The following is a 300-nucleotide window of genomic DNA, read 5'->3' as shown; positions in this document are numbered from 1 at the left end:
GTTGCCGCTCGCGGCGGCCGGCGACATCGTGATCGAAGTGGTCGGCGACCTGATCTCCAAGCCCTACATCGAGATCACGCTGAACCTGCTCGCGCGCGTCGGCATCCAGGTGCGGCGCGACGGCTGGGAGCGTTTCACCATTCCGGCGGGCAGCAGCTACAGCTCTCCCGGCGACATTCACGTCGAGGCCGATGCCTCGTCTGCTAGCGATTTCATAGCATTGGGCGCGATAGCGACGGGTGTTTCCGGCAAGGACGGCATCCGCATCGAAGGCGTGGGCGCCGATTCGATCCAGGGCGA

At 65.3% G+C, this 300-nt stretch carries 1 pseudogene; it reads left to right on the top strand.

What is annotated here, in order from left to right:
• A pseudogene (locus ACZYSP_RS35410) lies at nt 1–300 on the top strand (bifunctional 3-phosphoshikimate 1-carboxyvinyltransferase/cytidylate kinase); the annotation flags it as partial.

The organism is Variovorax sp. F042, assembly GCF_057814215.1.
This window is presented reverse-complemented; position numbering and strand designations above follow the sequence as displayed.